At 40.7% G+C, this 19,958-nt stretch carries 15 protein-coding genes and 2 rRNA genes; 3 read left to right on the forward strand and 14 right to left on the reverse strand.

Features of this window, described 5'->3' with window-relative positions:
* Positions 1 to 38: 38 nt before the first annotated feature.
* The 3 genes from MKY76_RS19935 to MKY76_RS19945 form a co-directional block, all read right to left on the reverse strand.
* A 23S ribosomal RNA gene (locus MKY76_RS19935) occupies positions 39 to 2,966 on the reverse strand.
* A 181-nt stretch (positions 2,967 to 3,147) separates the two neighbouring features.
* Positions 3,148 to 4,699, reverse strand: a 16S ribosomal RNA gene (locus MKY76_RS19940).
* The 16S and 23S rRNA genes sit together here, the layout of an rRNA operon.
* A 347-nt stretch (positions 4,700 to 5,046) precedes the next feature.
* On the reverse strand, positions 5,047 to 5,934 hold the full coding sequence (locus MKY76_RS19945) for a nucleotidyltransferase-like protein (protein WP_016994017.1): 888 nt from the start codon (positions 5,932 to 5,934) through the stop codon (positions 5,047 to 5,049).
* Positions 5,935 to 6,083: 149 nt separating this feature from the next.
* Between MKY76_RS19945 and MKY76_RS19950 the strand changes: the two genes are divergently transcribed.
* Positions 6,084 to 6,434: a YgzB family protein gene (locus MKY76_RS19950; protein ID WP_048394737.1), complete on the forward strand. Its 351-nt coding sequence runs from the start codon at positions 6,084 to 6,086 to the stop codon at positions 6,432 to 6,434.
* Positions 6,435 to 6,456: 22 nt separating this feature from the next.
* On the opposite strand, the gene perR is transcribed toward MKY76_RS19950, so the two are convergent.
* The 3 genes from perR to bcp form a co-directional block, all read right to left on the reverse strand.
* A complete protein-coding gene (gene perR, locus MKY76_RS19955; RefSeq protein WP_004230508.1) occupies positions 6,457 to 6,900 on the reverse strand; it encodes a peroxide-responsive transcriptional repressor PerR in 444 nt (147 codons plus the stop codon).
* 121 nt (positions 6,901 to 7,021) lie between these two features.
* On the reverse strand, positions 7,022 to 7,966 hold the full coding sequence (locus tag MKY76_RS19960) for a D-2-hydroxyacid dehydrogenase (RefSeq protein WP_342557069.1): 945 nt from the start codon (positions 7,964 to 7,966) through the stop codon (positions 7,022 to 7,024).
* Positions 7,963 to 8,439 (reverse strand): thioredoxin-dependent thiol peroxidase, encoded by a 477-nt coding sequence (gene bcp / locus MKY76_RS19965; RefSeq protein ID WP_048394742.1) that lies wholly within the window; start codon positions 8,437 to 8,439, stop codon positions 7,963 to 7,965. The genes MKY76_RS19960 and bcp overlap by 4 nt, the downstream gene beginning before the upstream one ends.
* Before the next feature lie 129 nt (positions 8,440 to 8,568).
* Between bcp and MKY76_RS19970 the strand changes: the two genes are divergently transcribed.
* Positions 8,569 to 9,855 carry a glutamate-1-semialdehyde 2,1-aminomutase gene (locus tag MKY76_RS19970; RefSeq protein WP_048394744.1) on the forward strand — a complete coding sequence of 429 codons (1,287 nt, stop codon included), beginning with the start codon at positions 8,569 to 8,571 and terminating at the stop codon, positions 9,853 to 9,855.
* Between the two features lie 135 nt (positions 9,856 to 9,990).
* Positions 9,991 to 11,079: an aromatic acid exporter family protein gene (locus tag MKY76_RS19975; protein ID WP_048394747.1), complete on the forward strand. Its 1,089-nt coding sequence runs from the start codon at positions 9,991 to 9,993 to the stop codon at positions 11,077 to 11,079.
* Between the two features lie 124 nt (positions 11,080 to 11,203).
* Here the strand turns inward: MKY76_RS19975 and MKY76_RS19980 are convergent, their stop codons facing one another.
* The 8 genes from MKY76_RS19980 to MKY76_RS20015 form a co-directional block, all read right to left on the reverse strand.
* Positions 11,204 to 12,238, reverse strand: coding sequence for a toxic anion resistance protein (locus tag MKY76_RS19980; RefSeq protein WP_048394749.1), 1,035 nt, complete (start codon positions 12,236 to 12,238; stop codon positions 11,204 to 11,206).
* A gap of 22 nt (positions 12,239 to 12,260) precedes the next feature.
* Positions 12,261 to 13,892: a YceG family protein gene (locus MKY76_RS19985; RefSeq protein ID WP_313870518.1), complete on the reverse strand. Its 1,632-nt coding sequence runs from the start codon at positions 13,890 to 13,892 to the stop codon at positions 12,261 to 12,263.
* Positions 13,893 to 13,987: 95 nt separating this feature from the next.
* Positions 13,988 to 14,803, reverse strand: a complete 816-nt coding sequence (locus tag MKY76_RS19990; protein WP_342557070.1) for a hypothetical protein — start codon at positions 14,801 to 14,803, stop codon at positions 13,988 to 13,990.
* 8 nt (positions 14,804 to 14,811) lie between these two features.
* A complete protein-coding gene (locus tag MKY76_RS19995) occupies positions 14,812 to 15,912 on the reverse strand; it encodes a cysteine protease StiP family protein (protein ID WP_269897857.1) in 1,101 nt (366 codons plus the stop codon).
* Complete coding sequence (locus MKY76_RS20000; RefSeq protein WP_342557071.1) at positions 15,909 to 17,267, reverse strand: phosphoribosyltransferase family protein; 1,359 nt, start codon at positions 17,265 to 17,267, stop codon at positions 15,909 to 15,911. The genes MKY76_RS19995 and MKY76_RS20000 overlap by 4 nt, the downstream gene beginning before the upstream one ends.
* Positions 17,248 to 18,441: an HpcH/HpaI aldolase/citrate lyase family protein gene (locus MKY76_RS20005; protein WP_103118831.1), complete on the reverse strand. Its 1,194-nt coding sequence runs from the start codon at positions 18,439 to 18,441 to the stop codon at positions 17,248 to 17,250. Before MKY76_RS20005 ends, MKY76_RS20000 begins: the two co-directional genes overlap by 20 nt.
* Positions 18,442 to 18,762: 321 nt before the next feature.
* Positions 18,763 to 19,338 (reverse strand): TerD family protein, encoded by a 576-nt coding sequence (locus MKY76_RS20010; RefSeq protein ID WP_016994007.1) that lies wholly within the window; start codon positions 19,336 to 19,338, stop codon positions 18,763 to 18,765.
* A gap of 34 nt (positions 19,339 to 19,372) precedes the next feature.
* Positions 19,373 to 19,954, reverse strand: a complete 582-nt coding sequence (locus tag MKY76_RS20015) for a TerD family protein (protein ID WP_048394760.1) — start codon at positions 19,952 to 19,954, stop codon at positions 19,373 to 19,375.
* Positions 19,955 to 19,958: the final 4 nt, after the last annotated feature.

A 19,958-nucleotide genomic window follows, 5' to 3' on the forward strand; every position in this document is an offset into this window, starting at 1 on the left:
AAACTGGATAAACGGTGCATTGAATGTTTCAAACTTTTTTGGTTAAGTCCTCGATCGATTAGTATTCGTCAGCTCCATGTGTCACCACACTTCCACCTCGAACCTATCTACCTCATCGTCTTTGAGGGATCTTACTTACTTGCGTAATGGGAAATCTCATCTTGAGGGGGGCTTCATGCTTAGATGCTTTCAGCACTTATCCCGTCCACACATAGCTACCCAGCGATGCCTTTGGCAAGACAACTGGTACACCAGCGGTGTGTCCATCCCGGTCCTCTCGTACTAAGGACAGCTCCTCTCAAATTTCCTACGCCCACGACGGATAGGGACCGAACTGTCTCACGACGTTCTGAACCCAGCTCGCGTACCGCTTTAATGGGCGAACAGCCCAACCCTTGGGACCGACTACAGCCCCAGGATGCGATGAGCCGACATCGAGGTGCCAAACCTCCCCGTCGATGTGGACTCTTGGGGGAGATAAGCCTGTTATCCCCGGGGTAGCTTTTATCCGTTGAGCGATGGCCCTTCCATGCGGAACCACCGGATCACTAAGCCCGTCTTTCGACCCTGCTCGACTTGTAGGTCTCGCAGTCAAGCTCCCTTGTGCCTTTACACTCTACGAATGATTTCCAACCATTCTGAGGGAACCTTTGGGCGCCTCCGTTACCTTTTAGGAGGCGACCGCCCCAGTCAAACTGTCCGCCTGACACTGTCTCCTGCCCCGCTAAGGGGCATGGGTTAGAATTTCAATACAACCAGGGTAGTATCCCACCGACGCCTCCTTCGAAGCTGGCGCTCCGAGATCTCTGGCTCCTACCTATCCTGTACAAGTTGTACCAAAATTCAATATCAGGCTACAGTAAAGCTCCACGGGGTCTTTCCGTCCTGTCGCGGGTAACCTGCATCTTCACAGGTACTATAATTTCACCGAGTCTCTCGTTGAGACAGTGCCCAGATCGTTACGCCTTTCGTGCGGGTCGGAACTTACCCGACAAGGAATTTCGCTACCTTAGGACCGTTATAGTTACGGCCGCCGTTTACTGGGGCTTCAATTCGCAGCTTCGCTTGCGCTAACCACTCCTCTTAACCTTCCAGCACCGGGCAGGCGTCAGCCCCTATACGTCACCTTACGGTTTTGCAGAGACCTGTGTTTTTGCTAAACAGTCGCCTGGGCCTATTCACTGCGGCTCTCATGCGCTTGCACGCTCAAGAGCACCCCTTCTCCCGAAGTTACGGGGTCATTTTGCCGAGTTCCTTAACGAGAGTTCTCTCGCACACCTTAGGATTCTCTCCTCGACTACCTGTGTCGGTTTGCGGTACGGGCACCTCTCACCTCGATAGAGGCTTTTCTTGGCAGTGTGAAATCAGGAACTTCGTCCATACGGACTCGCCATCACAGCTCAACGTTACAGTGTGCGGATTTGCCTACACACACGCCTTACTGCTTGGACGCGCACAACCAACGGCGCGCTTACCCTATCCTACTGCGTCCCCCCATTTCTCAAACGGTGAGGAGGTGGTACAGGAATATCAACCTGTTGTCCATCGCCTACGCCTATCGGCCTCGGCTTAGGTCCCGACTAACCCTGAGCGGACGAGCCTTCCTCAGGAAACCTTAGTCATACGGTGGACGGGATTCTCACCCGTCTTTCGCTACTCATACCGGCATTCTCACTTCTAAGCGCTCCACCAGTCCTTCCGATCTGACTTCAACGCACTTAGAACGCTCTCCTACCACTGACATCGTAGATGTCAATCCACAGCTTCGGTGAATCGTTTAGCCCCGATACATTTTCGGCGCAGCGTCACTCGACCAGTGAGCTATTACGCACTCTTTAAATGATGGCTGCTTCTAAGCCAACATCCTGGTTGTCTGTGCAACGCCACATCCTTTTCCACTTAACGATTACTTTGGGACCTTAGCTGGTGGTCTGGGCTGTTTCCCTTTTGACTACGGATCTTATCACTCGCAGTCTGACTCCCGTGTATAAATATCTGGCATTCGGAGTTTGTCTGAATTCGGTAAACCGGGATGGCCCCCTAGTCCAAACAGTGCTCTACCTCCAGTATTCTCATCACGAGGCTAGCCCTAAAGCTATTTCGGAGAGAACCAGCTATCTCCAAGTTCGATTGGAATTTCTCCGCTACCCACACCTCATCCCCGCACTTTTCAACGTGCGTGGGTTCGGGCCTCCAGTAAGTGTTACCTCACCTTCACCCTGGACATGGGTAGATCACCTGGTTTCGGGTCTACGACCACGTACTATTTCGCCCTATTCAGACTCGCTTTCGCTGCGGCTCCGCCTTCTAAAGCTTAACCTCGCACGTAATCGTAACTCGCCGGTTCATTCTACAAAAGGCACGCTATCACCCATTAACGGGCTCTAACTACTTGTAGGCACACGGTTTCAGGATCTCTTTCACTCCCCTTCCGGGGTGCTTTTCACCTTTCCCTCACGGTACTGGTTCACTATCGGTCACTAGGTAGTATTTAGCCTTGGGAGATGGTCCTCCCGGATTCCGACGGAATTTCACGTGTTCCGCCGTACTCAGGATCCACTCAGGAGAGAACGAACTTTCGACTACAGGGCTTTTACCTGCTCTGGCGGACCTTTCCAAGTCGCTTCATCTAACTCGCTCTTTTGTAACTCCGTATAGAGTGTCCTACAACCCCAAGAGGCAAGCCTCTTGGTTTGGGCTCTTCCCGTTTCGCTCGCCGCTACTCAGGGAATCGATTTTTCTTTCTCTTCCTCCAGGTACTTAGATGTTTCAGTTCCCTGGGTCTGCCTTCAAGACGCTATGTATTCACGTCAAGATACTACGCGATTAAACGTAGTGGGTTCCCCCATTCGGAAATCTCCGGATCAAAGCTCACTTACAGCTCCCCGAAGCATATCGGTGTTAGTGCCGTCCTTCTTCGGCTCCTAGTGCCAAGGCATTCGCCGTGCGCCCTTAATAACTTAACCAAGTTATTAAGCCTATAAAAAACTTAAAAAATAAATGTGTTTGTTACAATTTCAATGTCGTTTTATCCAGTTTTCAAAGAACAAGTTTTGAAGTGTTTCATTCAGATAGAATGAACCTTCAAAACTGAACGCAAAACGTAATCTTACAAACCCAAGGTTTGTATTCCGAAATAATCCTTAGAAAGGAGGTGATCCAGCCGCACCTTCCGATACGGCTACCTTGTTACGACTTCACCCCAATCATCTATCCCACCTTCGGCGGCTGGCTCCAAAAGGTTACCTCACCGACTTCGGGTGTTACAAACTCTCGTGGTGTGACGGGCGGTGTGTACAAGGCCCGGGAACGTATTCACCGCGGCATGCTGATCCGCGATTACTAGCGATTCCGGCTTCATGTAGGCGAGTTGCAGCCTACAATCCGAACTGAGAACGACTTTATCGGATTAGCTCCCTCTCGCGAGTTGGCAACCGTTTGTATCGTCCATTGTAGCACGTGTGTAGCCCAGGTCATAAGGGGCATGATGATTTGACGTCATCCCCACCTTCCTCCGGTTTGTCACCGGCAGTCACCTTAGAGTGCCCAACTAAATGATGGCAACTAAGATCAAGGGTTGCGCTCGTTGCGGGACTTAACCCAACATCTCACGACACGAGCTGACGACAACCATGCACCACCTGTCACCGTTGCCCCCGAAGGGGAAACTATATCTCTACAGTGGTCAACGGGATGTCAAGACCTGGTAAGGTTCTTCGCGTTGCTTCGAATTAAACCACATGCTCCACCGCTTGTGCGGGCCCCCGTCAATTCCTTTGAGTTTCAGTCTTGCGACCGTACTCCCCAGGCGGAGTGCTTAATGCGTTAGCTGCAGCACTAAGGGGCGGAAACCCCCTAACACTTAGCACTCATCGTTTACGGCGTGGACTACCAGGGTATCTAATCCTGTTTGCTCCCCACGCTTTCGCGCCTCAGCGTCAGTTACAGACCAGAAAGTCGCCTTCGCCACTGGTGTTCCTCCAAATCTCTACGCATTTCACCGCTACACTTGGAATTCCACTTTCCTCTTCTGCACTCAAGTCCCCCAGTTTCCAATGACCCTCCACGGTTGAGCCGTGGGCTTTCACATCAGACTTAAAGGACCGCCTGCGCGCGCTTTACGCCCAATAATTCCGGACAACGCTTGCCACCTACGTATTACCGCGGCTGCTGGCACGTAGTTAGCCGTGGCTTTCTAATAAGGTACCGTCAAGGTACAGCCAGTTACTACTGTACTTGTTCTTCCCTTACAACAGAGTTTTACGATCCGAAAACCTTCTTCACTCACGCGGCGTTGCTCCATCAGGCTTTCGCCCATTGTGGAAGATTCCCTACTGCTGCCTCCCGTAGGAGTCTGGGCCGTGTCTCAGTCCCAGTGTGGCCGATCACCCTCTCAGGTCGGCTACGCATCGTCGCCTTGGTGAGCCGTTACCTCACCAACTAGCTAATGCGCCGCGGGCCCATCCTATAGCGACAGCCGAAACCGTCTTTCAGTCTTTCACCATGAAGCAAAAGAGATTATTCGGTATTAGCCCCGGTTTCCCGGAGTTATCCCAAACTATAGGGTAGGTTGCCCACGTGTTACTCACCCGTCCGCCGCTAACGTCAAAGGAGCAAGCTCCTTTTCTGTTCGCTCGACTTGCATGTATTAGGCACGCCGCCAGCGTTCGTCCTGAGCCAGGATCAAACTCTCCATAAAAGAAATTTGATTAGCTCAAATTGTTTTGCTGGCATCATGTTTGATGTCCAAAATTTTTGTTTTGTTCACTAGCAAAACTAGCTACTTAAAACTTTATTGATTACGTTTTGTTTGTTCAGTTTTCAAGGTTCATTATTTAAGTCGTTTTTCAGCGACTTCTTTATATTAACATCTCACTCAAAACATGTCAACAACTTTTTAAAAAAGTTTTTTGTGTTTTTCTGAGTTATTCGTTTATGTCTTAGCGACAATTAATATAATACAATACTAAGATATTATTCGTCAACTACTTTTCTAAAAAAATATCGAGGTATTTTTTAGATACCTCGATTACAAGCATACTACAGTCATTGTCCCATTTCTAGAGCATCTTTATTTACCTTGTAATGACGGTGAAATATCCTATCATTTTTCGCTGCAATGGGTTCAATTTGAATATAGCCTTTATCCACTAGATACTCAACAAACACTTCTAAATCCACTGAGTAGTTAACAAGTTCATGATGATCATGTAATTCCTGAATAGTCCACATTTCTTTTGTTTGCATGACTTCTAATATATGCTGTGCTCCATCTCGTGTACGAGAGTGGATTAAAAACTCACTTGCTAAAAACAACAATTCTAAGCGCTTTTCTATTGGCTCATTACTTGTCACTAGCTCTTCATACAGCTTATAGATGGCTGGCTCGATTTTTTTCACCTGTGCCCAAACAGTTACTTCAGGATACAGGCCACTATCGATAATAGATAGGCGGCCTAGATGATGTAGGGAATCCACAACGTGATTATAAGCATCTAAGTAACTTCCTTTATCAAAGTATTCTTTCCCCTCCAAATAGCGACGAATTAACTTTGAAAATTGAATACCTGTTTTAATTTTACGACCACTATACGGAAATTCCTGCAATTCTATTTTTAGTTTATGCAGAAATTCATTCCGATCAAATAATACTCTACCGAAGAATATCCAATCAACAACCTTTCTATTTGAACCGATGAGTAACCATTTTCGAATTAATTTCTCCGTAACAGTATGTAGAGCGATTTTATTTCCTTCATATAAGTAATGTTTTGAAAAGACTGGTTGCTCTGCTTCTTTTACGATAATGAGTAAAACCGTATCAAATGTATCTGTAACGTTACTTTGTTCTTCACGCTTTTCCACTAAAATTACGCCTAATGTATTCGACTGACTCGCACGTTCTTGATATATCGGACGCAGTACTTGCTCCATGTTCAGCCCTCCTTTATTCATATAGGTTGTTTTGTTCCGTTAAAAATTCGACATACTCTAAAAGTATTCCTTCTTTCATTCAGTTCAAAGCTAAAATACTTTGCCCTTATATGTTATAGTAGATTTTAGATTGGGAGGCAAGATGAAATATGAAACCTTATAAAAGTAAAATTAATAAAATTCGTTCATTCGCATTAGCACTAATCTTTTTTGGTTTTATTGTCATGTACGGAGGCATTTTCTTTAAAAACAGCCCGATATTAGTTTTAATTTTCATGTCACTAGGTGTTCTTTGTATTATCGGTAGCACAGTTGTATATGCGTGGATCGGATTACTGTCAACAAGAGCTATTCAAGTAGAGTGTCCTAATTGCCATAAACATACAAAGGTTTTAGGCCGAGTAGATATGTGCATGTACTGCAATGAGCCATTAACACTTGATCCTACTCTAGAAGGTAAAGAGTTCGATCAATCCTATAATAAAACAAAAAAATCCTAGCCCTTTTTAAGAGCTAGGATTTTTATTGTACTTTAGCAGTAGCAACTTTACATGATGGACAAGTGCCGTATATCTCTAAGCGATGCGAATGCACATCAAAGCCTGTTACCTGTGATGCAAAATGCTCTATTTCGTCGAGTCCAGGATAATGGAAATCGACGATCTTACCACAGCATTCACAAATCATATGGTAATGATCGTTTGTCACGAAATCAAAGCGACTTGAAGCATCCCCGTAAGTTAGCTCTTTCACAAGACCTACTTCACGAAATACACGCAGGTTGTTATAAACAGTCGCTACACTCATATTAGGGAACTTACCCTCAAGAGCTTTATAAATTTCATCGGCAGTAGGATGTGCCATTGATTGAATTAGATATTCCAAAATAGCATGACGCTGAGGAGTAATACGTACACCAGTTGTTTTCAACGTGTCCAGTGCATCTTGTAAATGCGTTGCAGACATCGTCATGCACCTCTTCCATAAGTATTATTAATTTATAATTGTTATAAATAGTGTATCCAATTCGTACTACTTCGTCAACAATCACACATTGCTTATCCTCAATAAATCAATGGTTTTTTCCTTAATATCCTCTTGATAAATCCATAACATTTTCTAAATCCGTGTCACCCTTTAGCCATTTTGTTAGGCTTGGCTTGAAAATTTCTAAGCTACGCTCAACATAACGAGAAGAATGACTGGATACATGAGGTGATACTATAACATTTGGTAATGTCCATAATGGATTGTCGGATGTCAGAGGCTCCTCTTCAAATACATCTAAAACTGCGTGTCCTATTTGCTTTCTTTCAATCGCTTGAATGAGTACGGTTTCATCAACTAAATTACCTCGACCAAAATTCATGAAGATCGCATTGTTTTTCATCGCAACAAAATGCTCTTCTTTTAATAAATTGGTCGTTTCTGTTGTTTTTGGTAATACAGAAATAACGATATCTGCAAGAGGTAGTGCTTCTTTCAAATTGGTAAAACTAATCATCGTATTCATATAGGCCGCTTCTTTACCAGAGCGATTACAGCCAATTGTTGTAACACCAAAAGCTTGCAATAAACGCCCAACTTCCGAACCAATGGCACCTGGCCCCAAAATAAGTGCCGTACTATCTCGTAATTCAGTTTGTTGCGTTTTTTTCGACCATTCATTTTTCTTTTGCTGCTCATACATCCAAGGCAAAGCTCGTTTAATGGCTAAAATATGAGCAAGAATCGATTCAGCCATGGGCGTTTTATGAATGCCACGAACATTTGAAACTAGAATCCTGCGTTCAATAATAGCCTGAGCTGGCATTCTTTCTATACCTGCCGATGCAACAAAAATCCATTTTAGCTTTGTCGCAGATTGAATACTCTCTTCTGTTAAATCTTCACCATATGTAACTAATACATCCGCTTGTTGAAGCTCTTCATTTGATATGCTCTTTTCAAAGATAAATTCAAGCTGTGGAAATTCTGCTACTAATGGTTCTCGTAAATCTGGTCTAGGTTCAAATGTAAAATAGATTCTCATTGTTTTGCCTCCTGTTCTGCTAAATAAGCATATACTTCTTCAATATGATTTTTCACTCGAACTTTGCGCCAAGCTTTTACAAGCTTCCCCTCAGCATCAATTAAAAACGTTGAACGCTCTATGCCCATATATTCACGTCCATACATTTTCTTTAAAACCCATACATCATAAGCTTCAGCAATAGCATGGTCCTCATCCACTAATAATGAAAATGGCAAACCATGCTTATCAATAAATTTTGTATGCTTGCTTGCGTTATCTGGGCTAACACCCAGAACAACAGCATTTAAATGACTGAAGTCCTCAAACTTATCGCGAAAATCACATGCCTCCGTCGTGCAGCCTGGTGTCATATCCTTTGGGTAAAAGTATAAAATAACATTTTTTCCTTTAAAATCAGCTAAATGCACCATCTCGCCCTTTTCGTTCAATAGAGAAAAATCCGGCGCCTTTTGTCCTTCTAGTAATGTCATACAATCTCCTCCTCTGTAGGTCCTATTTTACTCTAAGTAACAAATCAAGTCATATCCCTTAATTTCTTTGGATTTCTTACACCGATAGGTCTACAATAGATTACGTATAAAAAGTTAGGAGGCAATTCTATGAATCATGCAAAATCTGAAGCAATACATGAAGAGGCATTACAGCATATTGTTGGTGGTGTAAACAGCCCTTCTCGTTCATATAAAGCAGTAGGTGGCGGTTCTCCTGTATCCATGGCGCGAGGAAAAGGCGCTTATTTTTGGGATGTAGATGGCAATCGTTATATCGACTATCTAGCAGCATATGGTCCAATCGTTACTGGTCATGGTCATCCTCATATTGCAAAGGCCATTACGCACGCAGCTGAAAATGGTACATTGTTTGGGACGCCGACTGAGTATGAAGTTACTTTCGCAAAAATGTTAAAAGAAGCCATTCCGTCGATGGATAAAGTACGTTTTAACAACTCTGGTACAGAAGCTGTTATGACAACGATTCGTGTGGCACGTGCCTATACAGGACGTACAAAAATCATGAAATTTGCTGGTTGCTACCACGGGCACTTTGATTTAGTATTAGTGGCTGCAGGATCAGGTCCAGCAACATTAGGAACACCAGATTCAGCGGGCGTGACAACTTCGACTGCTGAAGAAGTTATTACTGTACCTTTTAATAACCCTGAAGCCTTTACAGAAGCCATGGATAAATGGGGCGAGGAGATTGCAGCTATTTTAATCGAGCCAATAGTAGGAAACTTCGGTATCGTTGAACCAAAGCCAGGCTTTCTTGAATTAGTACATGCTATAGCAAAGGAAAAAGGGGCCCTAACGATTTACGATGAAGTCATCACGGCCTTCCGCTTCCACTATGGTGGCGCTCAAAATTTACTTGGCCTAACACCTGATCTAACTGCACTTGGTAAAGTTATTGGTGGTGGTTTACCAATCGGTGCATATGGCGGACGTAAAGAGATTATGGATACTGTTGCACCACTCGGCCCAGCATACCAAGCGGGTACGATGGCTGGAAATCCTGCATCTATGCAAGCGGGTATTGCTTGCCTAGAAGTACTACAAACACCAGGTATATATGAGGAAATGGATAGATTAGGCGCAATTTTAGAAGAAGGTATTTTAGCTGCTGCTAAAAAACATGGTGTAACCATCACGTTAAATCGACTTAAAGGAGCGCTTACTATTTACTTTACAGATGTGAAGGTAGAAAACTATGAGCAAGCTGAAAACTCTGATGGTGAAATATTTGGACGCTTCTTTAAACACATGCTTGAGCAAGGTATTAATCTAGCTCCTTCAAAATATGAAGCATGGTTCTTAACAACTGAGCATACAGAAGCAGACATTCAGGAAACAATTGAAGCAGTAGATATTGCGTTTTCTCAATTGTAATCTTGACAAGAAAAAGGCGACTTGCAAGTAGAAGTCGCCTTTTTCTTATTCATCCATGCAAATCTATGTATTTTATGAGCACTTCCTTCTATAATGTAAAGAAGCTAAAAAATATTAGACAGAAAGGACATCTTTATGAAATTAGGTGCCCGTGTATTTAAAACTGGTGTAGCTATCGTATTTGCATTATTTATTGCAGAGTTGTTAAAACTACCTTCACCTGTTTTTGCTGGAATTGCAGCTATTTTTGCTATTCAGCCTTCTATTTATCGTTCTTACCAAACCATTGTGGAGCAAGTACAAGCGAATATTATAGGTGCGACAATTGCCGTCATTTTCGGCTTGCTTTTTGGACACCATGTCGTTGCCATTGGTATAGCTGTCATAATAGCTATTGGTTTAATGTTAAAGTTTAGACTCGAAAAATCACTTTCGCTAGCGTTGGTTTCAGTTGTAGCTATTATGGAATTTCAAGGGGATGACTTTTTAACATTTGGTTTGATACGCTTTGTTACGATATTAGTTGGGGTATTAGCAGCATTTGTCGTAAATCTTGTGTTCTTACCACCTAAATACGAGGTAAAACTATTTCGCAAAATTTATATTTTACAAGATGATATTATTCGTTGGACACGACTGGCTGTACGGCAAGCTTCTGAGCATACATCCACAAAAACAGCATTAAGTAAGTTTAAAAACCGTATGCTACGAGTGGATACGCTGTATGATTTATATAAGGAAGAGCGTAATTACTTTAAAAATAAAAAATATGTCAAAGCTCGCAAACTAGTAGTCTATCGTCAAATGATTTTAACTTCCAAGAAAAGCTTGGAATTGCTACAGCGTTTGCATAATCACGAAAATGAATTAGCTCAGCTCCCTACCCAATTTCATTTAATGATTCAGGAGAGACTTGATTCCTTGCTAACGTACCATGAGCAATTGCTCTTAAAATATACAGGGAAGCTAAAGCCTGAGCATTCGGAGTGGAGTAAAAGCATTGACTATGTCCAACGTAATGAGCTGATGGAAATTTTCATCAAGCAAATCAACTTTGCTCGTGAAGAAGGCGATACGGAGTTTTCTAGCTATCACCTACTCTATATTTTATCGCGTATTTTAGATTATGAGGAAAACTTAGAACATCTTGATACACTTATTGTTTCTTACCAAAGCTATCATGGACATGAAATCAATGTAGAATTTGAAGAAGAATTCATATAGCTAACATTTTGGCGACAGATTACCTTGATTCAGTGGGATTTTGATCACCCATTGAATAAGATAAGTCTGTCGGCTTTTTTTATACAAAAAACCTCCAAGTAGTAATCTACTTAGAGGAAAGGAGCTAAGAACGCAATGTTAGCAATTGTTGCTCTGCTTGTTGGCGTTTGACCGTTTGTTCAGCACGTAAATGCTGATAATTGGCAATGCCTGATACAATAGTATCCCACATTTCTTCAAGAGTCTTGGTAGTGTTGGATTGTTGAGCCATGGCAGTACTTAATTGCACCGCTTCCTTGCTAGCTCCCCCAAATTGCCTCATACGATCTTCAAAGGCAGAGGCTGATTGACTTTGTAATTGTTGACGTCTTTCATTAACTGCATTCATCAAACCCATTTTAAAAACAGGAATGGTTTTAACAAAAGCCCCATTAATTTGTTCCATCAATTCACTGTTACCATTACGTAGCATATCGATTTGAGGGGCTGTGATAATAGCCACCATACGCGATTTTTCTAAGTCATCTATTTTTTGCTGGAGCATCTCTGCAATACCTTGCAAACGATTTAGCTCCATTTTCGCCAGCTGATTTCCTGCTTCACTCTGTTTTTCATACATCGGAATCAATGTTGTTTGGACCTCATGAAGCTTCATGTCAGTTGCTACGATATACTTTTCTAGCTCAAGATAGTACATGAGGTCTTCTTGATATAAGCGTGCAAGTACTCGGTTATCCTTTGCTAATTCCTCTTCCATCAGTACAAATTGATAATGGATTTTCTCAATATCTCTCCCCAGTCCATTATATTTCGTAAATAAATCGCCATCATTTTTGGTCTTACGTGCAAACAGCTTTTTAAAAAAGCCCTTTTGCTCTGTAAAATCTTGTTTGTCGAATGTCTGCATAAGGGCTTCAAGCTGCTTAAATAATTCATTTGATTCGAAAGTTGTTGACTGGGTGATGATGGCTAAAATTTGATCTGCAAAAGTAGCTAATTTTGTAGACGGCTCTTTTCCCAAAGCTAATAGCTCTATCTGATTTTTTATATTGATTTGATTGGCAATTTGCCGTACCTCTGCATGATCCCTTAACTGTTCTTTGAAGGCTTCTGCTGTTTCCAGTGTCAGCTGCTTCAGCGTCAACGAGTTATTCGACATTCGTGCCGCCTCCTTCCTATCATCAGAAAAAACGATTAAAGAGTTTTTTTATGATTTTGTCGGGTGCAGTTTTCTGTGGCTTTGGTTCTTCATAGTGCAAGTCAAACAGCATATGCTCTAAACGGTGTACATCATAACTATCCTCTTGCAAATGCTTTTCTAAATCTAGTTGTCCTGTCGGATTATAAAAAACAATATCCACACCAAATCGATTTAAAAAGGCCAATAACGCTATATCTTCACGTGATAAAGCTGGTTGTTGAGGTGCTTGGTATAATACCAGCTTCGGTACCTCTTGGGAATAGTCAAAGCTTTGTAGTAATCTTAGGATCTCCTGTGGAATCATCGACATTTGTTTAAATAAAAATAACTGTAAATCATATAAGGTCTCATTTGGCTGCTGTTTCAACATGGGCTGCTCACAGGAAGTTTTTATCGTGTGTGCAATCGCACGCTGTAGCTCCAATGTTAACTCACCGTATTGCCACCAATCACTTTGCATAATACGCTCTACTGATAGTTCTCCATTTACTAGGCAATGCTTATAGTGAAAGTGAAAATTGGCTCTACTCGTTGGTGCATAGGGGAATTTTTGGACAAAAACAGTTTGCGGATTTGCTAATAACTGATGCATATAATACCAGTATTCTTCCCGTCTGCTCGAAACCCCACTAATTTTGGCAAATATGACTGGAATGACAATCTCATCCCCAATTACTTCAAACTGTGGTCGAACCAAAGCTTTCTCTTTTGCATAAATAAAAATATCATCATATGTCATCCGTAATGTTAAGGAGCGTGGCATAAAATCTTTAAACTGCCAAGGCTTATAGACACCTGATTGCTGATCATGCATTAATTGCTCAAAATGCTGACTAGATCGATATCCAACCGTTGCCTGCCGATCACGCAACTTATCAGGAAATGGCTGTAAAGTTGTTTGATTGGTATACGCATATGTGATAGAGAAAGTATCATTAGGATCAATCTCAGCAAATTCATCTATTTTAGCTGGATGAAAAATTAACACATCACAACCGAGCTCCATTAATAACAATAAGAAATAGCGCTGACTTAGAGTTGCTTCCCCATACCAAACTACTTTAGGAAAATCGTCTGTTGGTTTCATGGATTTTGTCCATAGAATCCAATGGTTTTTTAGCCATTTCACCATATCAATTAGAAAACGGCGAAAGTCATTTGCTAGTAAACCTAATGATTGCTGTTTTTGAAAGAGCTCTACTACTTTAATGGTTGCTAACTGTAAATGGCGATTCATTACACTGTCATCATGCTTAGGAATTAATTGATAACCATACATCATTGCCACTAAACGATTAATAGATAGACCTTGTGGAGTTTGTTGATGCTGCGAAAGGATTGTTTGTATTGCCTGAAAGTCTTTTGGTTCAATATGTTTATTTAATTCTTCACTTAAAATATGGATGTTAGTGTTCTGTGACAATGTAAATAATGAATTGAAATAATCATCTTCTTCGATTGGTACGCCCAATACACGAACAGCAATTCTACTAAAGCTCACTTGCTGCTCTGTTGTTTCATAAAATGCACGATCCTTTGGTGTATCTTGAAACGCCTGTAGCCAATCATCAGGATGACGCTCCAACACTGATTTAATTGTGATTGTTTGCATACAAACGCACCTCCTAAAAATCATCCTCAGCCTATGCTAAAGCATTCATTTGTCATAGGACGTCTCACCTAATGACAACAAAAATATTTGAACATCTATACGATCGTTTGTTGTGATGCCATCTGTAAAACTGTTTCCAATAAATTCTTTGTAAATGCTTCACCATTGTGAGGCGAGTAAGTTGTATTTTGTAAAAACTTTGGCTGTTTATCCTTTAAGTCTCCATGATTTGGTGTAAAACCTAAATCAGCCATTGCAAGCATGCCATAATCCATAATAGAATCACCTGCTGCTATATGCACATCGTATGTACAGAACTCTTTTATATATTCTATAGCCGCTTCCTTCGTCAGCACCTTGGGCATAAAATACAATTTTTTTCCTTGTAGCAGAACATGCCAACCATGCATATCAAACTCTTGAATCATCGCTTGTAATTCATCGTATGGTAAAATATCAATATCTACATGATGTACATAAAAAAGATCATCTATATACAGAGATCGTTGTAGCCATGTATCAGATTTAATCGTCTGAAATAGCTTTAGCATATCCATACGAGGGATCGAGGAATCTTCAATACGTCTAGATAATGTTTGTGTCCATTTTTCATATGGCTGACCCATTTCTACTATTGTACCCCCATTGCTTGTAATTGCAAAAGCAGGGCATAAATCATGAATAAAATGGATTCTTTGATATTGATGTAAAGCTCTTGTCGTAACAGGTACAAATAAAGTATGTTGGTGTACCTGTTGCAATAGGGGTGCTGTTGCCTGTGTCATCATACTCATTGCTGTTTCGTCCTTGTGTTCAACGACGATTGTCTCTGTAGCTGGCGGAAACATCTCCATCATGCGTTTAGAATAAATAAGGGTTCTATCTAAATCAGATGTAAATAATATCATCATATTCTCCTCTATAATTCTTTGATCAAACCACAACATGCATAGGACATATTCGAATACTCTTCAATCAATACATTTTTTTCCTGCGCTAATAATAAAATATGTTTCAATTCATGCATGTACTGTGGATTAATTAAAATCTTCCAAGGTATCCTTCTCAGCAAAACTCTTGTCGTTTCCCCAACACCTGGCTTAATGAAATGAATATTATCAATACCAAAATCTCGTTGAATTATTTGCACGGACTTCATACCCTCCCATGTAATTGGAGAGATTTCTTGCTCTTGAATTTGTTGCACAATTTTACTCTGTACTTGTTCAAAACATGTGACGATACGCTCTATGTACAGATTGGAGACATCTATTGCCTCTAATTCTTTGTAGTATTTTGCACCATGAAAATCGTTTGCATCCATAAACTGCAAATTTAATACCGTTCTACTTACTAATCCAGATACAGTGGAATTTAAACAAGCAGATGGTATTAAAAAATCCTCACGAGTTCCATAAATAGCTGCACAATGGCCAGGATCAGCCAAAACAGCTAAATCGGCACTTAACTGTTCTTGATATCGTAAATTAAACTTTTGGCAGGATTGAATTAATTCATTGGTAATTGCCCCTTTTCCTGTCCAACCATCAATAAATTGCAGACTTCCTAGAGGATGCTGTGTCAAAATATAACGAATTGCCGCTTCATCAAACCCACGACCTCGCAGTATAGAAATGGAGTAATGTGGAACATTCACATGATAATGCATGGCTATATACCGTTTGATTAAAATACCAATGGGTGTACCTGCACGAGCTAAACTCACAAGAATTAAATTTTCTAATCCTCTATTTTCAACGATTTGCTCTGCCACTACTCCAACTGCGATTGCTATTCTTTCTGCATGAACATCTAGCGCTTTATAAAAAAGATTCATGTAGGTATCCGATGGTTGCTTCTCCACTGGCAGCATTTCCGAATAATGTATACCCGATTGAATGAGTTGTTCACGTTTCTCATTATCCATTTCAAGGAATGCACTTCCAATATCACGCAATAAAAAAATAACGTCCTCTGGTGCATAACTCCCCATTTTATCTGGCCGCAAAGTCGATATCATCGTTCTACCTCCAATTCATGCATACTAATTACATATACTTTGGCGTTAGTGGCTTCTTGTAATGCCTTTACCACACGAGCAACTACCTCTTTACTTGCTATACGTTCCACTATGAAAAAAAGTTCCGTGTAAGACTGGCTTTGAAGATTGTATAAAAAATTAGTGACCCCGTTATTTTCTGGACTTTCAAAGGCTATTTTATCGTTAATCGTATATCCTAAATCATCCGTACAATAGATTGGACTACGAGTAGTTGACTGAAAATAAACATCATTTCCTAAATAAGAGGCAATTTGCATAGGAACATACATGAACTCACCCGTGCCAATAACAAGCGCTGGTCCATTTGTTCTTAGCTCTTGTAATTGCATAGCAATAGCTTGTATCGTTTGCTTTTGGTCAACATGCTGTTTTGACGTGAGCATAAATCTCCCTGTTGCTAGTAAATAGGGGTACTTATTTATTAATCCATTCTCCGCAACAGAACGATAGAATTTGCGATCAACAGATACTTGAATCGGACAAATGTCCATATCTCGTGCAACCTGTGTTAGTAAGTTTGGTTGTGTACTGGTTAAGCTTGGAATGCCTGAACAGCTAAAATTCCCACACATAATGGAGATGAATTCTATAGAGATACCCCATTGTACTTCTAATTGCTTAAAGATTGTTTGCTGCTGTTGGGAACGCCAATCTAAAATAGATAGTACCGCATATTGTCTCACTAAAGGAAATTTCTGTATTAAAGTCTCAATAATATTAATGACCGTATTTCCAGTAGTAATCTCATCATCAATTAACACAATGCGCTTAGCTTGCAGTAAAAATTCTGGTTCCTCTGTATAAATTCTATGGCTTGTCGCATGTGAATGTTCTTCTTCAAACGTAACAAATGGCTCAAAATCGGGCAACACTTCACGTGTTGTGTGGATATACATAGCATTCGAGTGAAAGGCATTAAATACTGCGTGTCCAAGTGCTGTTGCTGTCTCAGCAAAGCCAATAAACAATGTTTCATCCGTTAATTCTAGGGTTCCTTCTATGGATTTTTGTACTTCATCCAAATTAGCTCCGTCTTTTAAAGCTTTAACGACAGACGAAGCCATTACCTTTTGTCCCGTAAGATGCTGCTGATACATCATTGCTAAAAGAGTTCCTGTCAGTAAAGGGATTTGCGGACGGACAGCCAAATGTTTGCCTAGTACCGTGCTTACAAACAAAAATTGTCTCTTCTTATTAATCCGAGCCGCCATTCTAAACAAATCGGTTAGCGCAAAATTATGGGGATTGTAGGTAATTTCAATATCAATTGAATAATTCGGTAAAATGCTTAATTTACTCATTTGTTGTTGCATATACACTACCACCTATTTCAGACTGTAATAAAAGTGAGGCAAAATCGACAGATTCATGATAAACACCATAGACATGAGCCTGTTTTAAAATCCGTTGTGCCCATCTCATATGTGGCTTAATTTCATTCATTTTATTAGCATAGTGACTTTTCATAACACCTTTTTGTCCATCATTATTTTCTATAATACTTAGCGCATCTAAGTATTCCTCATACGAAATAGCATACAGGGCATGCACAACACGGATATGGCTCGGATGAATAATTGTTTTTCCCACTATGCCATTTTGTTTATCCATTAAAACTTCTTTCATTAATCCATCTAAACAATCGTCTAATAACGCTTTCCTTGTATCAAGCGCGCCTTTCTCACTAAATGGTGTCACTCTAAGCGCGGGCTTTAATACACGCTGATTATTAAAATACTCCCACACAGGCCCAGAAATAATAAAACCATCTTCCTCACGACCTAAGATATTGACAATATCTGCAATACAATCTCGTATGACACTAATATCATAAATGGTAGAATCCATACGCCTGCGAATTCCGTAAATACCACAAAAATCGGTAGCACCAATTCGTACATTTAATACACGGGCTTTGTATTGATGTAGAACCGCTTTAATGTCTAATAACGCTTCCATGCGAGATTCCTTATATAGTACCTCACGACTTTCTAAAATTGGCATACCATATAAAATTAAATCATTTTCTAAAATGGTTTGTTCAAGCAACTCGAAATAACGGGCACCCTGTTCTGCTGTAAACTTTGGAAAGACATAGCCAGTTAATATTTCTTGCTTTTTCCCTAAAACAGTTGTTAGCCTTTGAAATTGCTCAACATGACGTACTCGAACAAAAAGTAAAGGGAGCTCCTGAAGTAATAGCTGTTTTTGCTGATAGAGTGCATATAATTCACTAATATCCTCTATCAGCTTAGCTTCACAATCTACTAACTCTGCATCTCCAACTGCATCCTCCAAATCAATGACAAGTGATGTGAGTTCCTTATATTTTTGTGATCGGATCAAGCTCACAATCGTAGGCATGGAAGCTGGCATATACAAAGTCGCACCTAGGGCATATGACAAAATATCCGCCGTTTCCCATTTTGTAAACGGCTGTGGCTTCTTATAAAAAATCATCTCTGCTTCTGTTGCAAAATGTTGCATCTAATCCTCTCCCCAGTAACTATGCCTTTTGTGAAAAAAGCACTGTATCAGCCTGTTCCATACAGACTAATACAGTGCCTTGTTTACACTGCTGTTTTCTTCTTCAACTTGTAAATAACAAATGTCAATAAGAATGCAGCTATTAAAATAATAACGAAAATTTCATGCGAAGGATGGTAGCCCCAATATACTAACACACATTTTCAGTGTATTACGATAAGCCCCTGTTACATCTGCTAGTTTAAAAACTGTGCATATGTATTTAATATCTCATTTAATACATCCACATCAGATCCTCCACCATGCACCTACGTCTCATAGTTACTGTAGGCCATATGCATTGATTAAAGCAGCTAGTCCACCCTGGTAACCTGAACCTACTGCAGCAAATTTCCACTCACCATTATGTCGGTACAGCTCACAAAATACTACAGCCGTTTCAATACTGAAATCTTCACCTAAATCGTAACGCAATACCTCTGATCCCGACTCTTCGTTCGTCAATCGTACATAGGCATTTAAGACTTGCCCGAAGTTTTGATGACGTCCCTCGGCATCGTAAATAGTAACCGTCACTACAATTTTTTCAATTTGAGGTGATACTTGCTTTAAGTTGACAAGAATTTTTTCATCATCCCCATCCCCTGCACCTGTACGATTATCTCCCGTATGGACAACAGACTGGTCTGGGCTGGCTAGATTATTATAGAAAATAAAGTCCTGTTCATTACGACATTTACCTGAAGCATCTAGTAAAAATACAGATGCATCCAGGTCAAAGTCTTGTCCACCATCAAATTGCTTTACATCCCAGCCTAAACCAATGCCAATGCTATTTAAGCCTGGATCTTGCTTTGTTAAATCAATACGTTGCCCTTTACTTAATTGTATAGCCATTCAAAAATCTCCCTTTCTGTCCAAAGATGAAATTTTAGTTTACACTTAAGCCATAATCATTACATAAAGCAGCTAAGCCACCTTGATAGCCTGCACCAATCGCATTAAATTTCCATTCTCCGTTATGACGATATAATTCCCCTACAACAATAGCTGTTTCAATACTGAAGTCCTCGCCTAAATCATAGCGAATAATTTCTTCGTTGGAAGCAGCATTCATAATACGAATATAGGCATTAGACACCATACCGAAGTTTTGACTGCGAGACTCTGCATCATGAATGGTTACTGTGAAGGCTAGTCGCTGAACATGAGCAGGTACTTGAGTTAATGCCACTTTCACCACTTCATCGTCACCTTCGCCTACACCTGTTAAATTATCGCCTGAATGCTCAACTGAACCATTGCCACCTGTAGTGTTGTTATAAAAAATAAAATCATTTTGATCTGCAACTTTACCTGTATCAGCAAGTAAAAACACAGAGGAGTCTAAGTCAAAATCATGACCACCATCATATTTATTTGTATCCCAGCCTAAACCTACAACCACATTCGTTAATCCTGGATTTGTTTTAGTTAAATCTACCTTTTGACCTTTTTGTAGTGAAATGCCCATAATT

Source organism: Lysinibacillus sp. FSL P4-0201, from assembly GCF_038593425.1.
Taxonomy (GTDB): domain Bacteria; phylum Bacillota; class Bacilli; order Bacillales_A; family Planococcaceae; genus Lysinibacillus; species Lysinibacillus capsici.

What these genes read in the sequence shown, in the direction of transcription:
- MKY76_RS19945 (WP_016994017.1), bottom strand. Translation starts at nt 5,934, where the DNA reads ATGGAGCAAGTACTGCGTCCGATATATCAAGAACGTGCGAGTCAGTCG.
- MKY76_RS19950 (WP_048394737.1), top strand. Translation starts at nt 6,084, where the DNA reads ATGAAACCTTATAAAAGTAAAATTAATAAAATTCGTTCATTCGCATTA.
- perR (WP_004230508.1), bottom strand. Translation starts at nt 6,900, where the DNA reads ATGTCTGCAACGCATTTACAAGATGCACTGGACACGTTGAAAACAACT.
- MKY76_RS19960 (WP_342557069.1), bottom strand. Translation starts at nt 7,966, where the DNA reads ATGAGAATCTATTTTACATTTGAACCTAGACCAGATTTACGAGAACCA.
- bcp (WP_048394742.1), bottom strand. Translation starts at nt 8,439, where the DNA reads ATGACATTACTAGAAGGACAAAAGGCGCCGGATTTTTCTCTATTGAAC.
- MKY76_RS19970 (WP_048394744.1), top strand. Translation starts at nt 8,569, where the DNA reads ATGAATCATGCAAAATCTGAAGCAATACATGAAGAGGCATTACAGCAT.
- MKY76_RS19975 (WP_048394747.1), top strand. Translation starts at nt 9,991, where the DNA reads ATGAAATTAGGTGCCCGTGTATTTAAAACTGGTGTAGCTATCGTATTT.
- MKY76_RS19980 (WP_048394749.1), bottom strand. Translation starts at nt 12,238, where the DNA reads ATGTCGAATAACTCGTTGACGCTGAAGCAGCTGACACTGGAAACAGCA.
- MKY76_RS19985 (WP_313870518.1), bottom strand. Translation starts at nt 13,892, where the DNA reads ATGCAAACAATCACAATTAAATCAGTGTTGGAGCGTCATCCTGATGAT.
- MKY76_RS19990 (WP_342557070.1), bottom strand. Translation starts at nt 14,803, where the DNA reads ATGATGATATTATTTACATCTGATTTAGATAGAACCCTTATTTATTCT.
- MKY76_RS19995 (WP_269897857.1), bottom strand. Translation starts at nt 15,912, where the DNA reads ATGATATCGACTTTGCGGCCAGATAAAATGGGGAGTTATGCACCAGAG.
- MKY76_RS20000 (WP_342557071.1), bottom strand. Translation starts at nt 17,267, where the DNA reads ATGCAACAACAAATGAGTAAATTAAGCATTTTACCGAATTATTCAATT.
- MKY76_RS20005 (WP_103118831.1), bottom strand. Translation starts at nt 18,441, where the DNA reads ATGCAACATTTTGCAACAGAAGCAGAGATGATTTTTTATAAGAAGCCA.
- MKY76_RS20010 (WP_016994007.1), bottom strand. Translation starts at nt 19,338, where the DNA reads ATGGCTATACAATTAAGTAAAGGGCAACGTATTGATTTAACAAAGCAA.
- MKY76_RS20015 (WP_048394760.1), bottom strand. Translation starts at nt 19,954, where the DNA reads ATGGGCATTTCACTACAAAAAGGTCAAAAGGTAGATTTAACTAAAACA.